At 65.1% G+C, this 2,068-nt stretch carries 5 protein-coding genes; all 5 read left to right on the top strand.

Annotation, left to right across the window (positions count from 1 at the left end; genetic code table 11):
- Positions 1-341: SufD family Fe-S cluster assembly protein (locus tag AC6RA4_RS25070; RefSeq protein ID WP_500164977.1), on the top strand; the 341-nt coding region annotated here is incomplete at its 5' end.
- 49 nt (positions 342-390) lie between these two features.
- Complete coding sequence (locus tag AC6RA4_RS25075; RefSeq protein WP_500164979.1) at positions 391-588, top strand: hypothetical protein; 198 nt, start codon at positions 391-393, stop codon at positions 586-588.
- A 31-nt stretch (positions 589-619) separates the two neighbouring features.
- Positions 620-934 carry a heavy metal-binding domain-containing protein gene (locus AC6RA4_RS25080; RefSeq protein WP_500164981.1) on the top strand — a complete coding sequence of 105 codons (315 nt, stop codon included), beginning with the start codon at positions 620-622 and terminating at the stop codon, positions 932-934.
- 35 nt (positions 935-969) lie between these two features.
- Positions 970-1,533 (top strand): hypothetical protein, encoded by a 564-nt coding sequence (locus AC6RA4_RS25085; RefSeq protein WP_500164983.1) that lies wholly within the window; start codon positions 970-972, stop codon positions 1,531-1,533.
- A 44-nt stretch (positions 1,534-1,577) separates the two neighbouring features.
- Positions 1,578-2,068, top strand: a 491-nt coding sequence (sufC, locus tag AC6RA4_RS25090; RefSeq protein WP_500164985.1) for a Fe-S cluster assembly ATPase SufC, incomplete at its 3' end; no start/stop codon positions are given.

The raw sequence follows: 2,068 nt of genomic DNA on the forward strand, positions 1-2,068 counted from the left end.
AGAATACCTATCGTGGTCTTGTGTCCATGCACCCAAAAGCCAAGGACAGCCGCAATTACACCCAGTGTGACAGCTTGCTGATCGGCGACAAGTGCGGCGCCCACACGGTTCCGTATATCGAGGTCAAGAACAACTCCTCGCGCTGCGAGCACGAGGCCACCACCTCCAAGGTCGATGACGACCAGCTGTTCTACTGCCGCCAGCGCGGCATGGACGAGGAAGAGGCCGTGGCGCTGGTGGTGAACGGCTTCTGCAAGGAAGTGCTGCAGGCGCTGCCGATGGAGTTCGCCATGGAAGCGCAGGCGCTGGTCGCCATCTCGCTCGAAGGTTCGGTGGGCTGACATTGGGCACGGGTGGGCCGCAGGCCCACCCTCTCGGGAGAGATCGCAGATGATCCAGCAACTCGCCATCCAGTCGCTCGGCGCCGGCATCGGTGTCTTCATCGGCGTGCTGATCGGGCTTGGCATCCGCAAGCGCAAGGGCAAGACCGAGGGCCTTCTGGGCGGCTCGGTCCTGCTCACCGCGAGCGCGGCGGCAGGGCTCGCCATGCTCGTCATGATGGCGATGAAGTACTTCACCGCCGTCTGAGTTTTGACCTGCAAGGGGCTGAAGAGAAACGATGATCGTGACCACGACCAACAGCATCGAGGGCCATCGCATCACCGCCTACAAGGGCGTGGTGGTTGGCGAGGCGATCATGGGTGCCAACGTGGTGCGCGATCTCTTCGCCTCGGTGACCGACATCGTCGGCGGCCGCTCGGGCGCCTATGAGCGCAAGCTGCAGGACGCCCGCGAGGTCGCCTTCAGCGAGCTCGAACAGCGCGCGGCCGCAGTGGGTGGCAATGCCGTGGTGGGCGTCGATATCGACTACGAGGTGGTCGGCAACTCGATGCTCATGGTCTCGGCCTCCGGCACGGCGGTGGTGATCGAGTGAGCACGACCGCGCCCATAACGCGCCCGGAGCTGACCATGCCCGAGCCCGAGGCCGCGCTGCTGCGCGAGACCTATGGTCGTTGCGAGGTGATCCTCGAATACGGCACCGGCGGCTCGACCGTGGTGGCCTCGGAAGTGCCGGGGCGCACCGTCTTCGCGGTGGAGAGCGACCGGGACTGGGCGCAGATGATGCGGCGCTGGTTTGCCGAGAACCCGCCGGCCGAGGGCACCGAGATCGACGTCATCTGGTCGGATATCGGCGCCACCAAGGAGTGGGGCCACCCGGTCGACGACAGCGAGTGGCGACGCTGGATGCGCTACCCGCTCGAGGTCTGGGAGCTGCCCGAGTTCCGTCAGCCCGACGTGGTGCTGGTGGACGGGCGCTTTCGCGAGGGCTGCGCGCTGGCCGCGGCCTTCCTGTCCAAGAAACCGCTGACGCTGCTCTTCGACGACTACGCGCAGCGCAAGCACTATCACAAGGTCGAGGAGTTCCTCGGCCGCCCCGAAATGACCGGCCGCATGGCCCGGTTCGAAATCACCCCGCAGCCGTTCCCGGCGGAGCGCCTGCTGCGGATCATGCAATTGACGATGCGGCCCTGAGGCCGGAAAGAGGAAGATCGGCCCGCGGCCGACAGGAGAAAAACATGCTGGAAATCAAAAACCTGCAAGTGAAACTTGAAGAAGAGGACAAGCAGATCCTCAAGGGCGTCGACCTCACCGTCGAGGCCGGCAAGGTGCACGCCATCATGGGCCCGAACGGCTCGGGCAAGTCGACCCTGTCCTATGTGCTCTCGGGCAAGGACGGCTACGAGGTCACCGGCGGTTCGGCCGAGCTCGAAGGCGAGGACCTGCTCGACATGGAGCCCGAAGAGCGCGCCGCGGCGGGCCTTTTCCTGGCGTTCCAGTACCCGGTGGAGATCCCCGGCGTCGGCAACATGACCTTCCTGCGCACCGCGGTGAACAGCCAGCGCAAGGCGCGCGGCGAGGAAGAGATGAACTCGACCGAGTTCCTCAAGGTCGTCCGCGAGAAGGCCAAGAGCCTCAAGATCGACGCCGAGATGCTGAAGCGCCCGGTCAACGTCGGCTTCTCCGGCGGTGAGAAGAAGCGCAACGAGATCCTGCAGATGGCGATGCT

Source organism: Salipiger sp., assembly GCF_059781815.1.

What these genes read in the sequence shown, in the direction of transcription:
- AC6RA4_RS25075 (WP_500164979.1), top strand. Translation starts at nt 391, where the DNA reads ATGATCCAGCAACTCGCCATCCAGTCGCTCGGCGCCGGCATCGGTGTC.
- AC6RA4_RS25080 (WP_500164981.1), top strand. Translation starts at nt 620, where the DNA reads ATGATCGTGACCACGACCAACAGCATCGAGGGCCATCGCATCACCGCC.
- AC6RA4_RS25085 (WP_500164983.1), top strand. Translation starts at nt 970, where the DNA reads ATGCCCGAGCCCGAGGCCGCGCTGCTGCGCGAGACCTATGGTCGTTGC.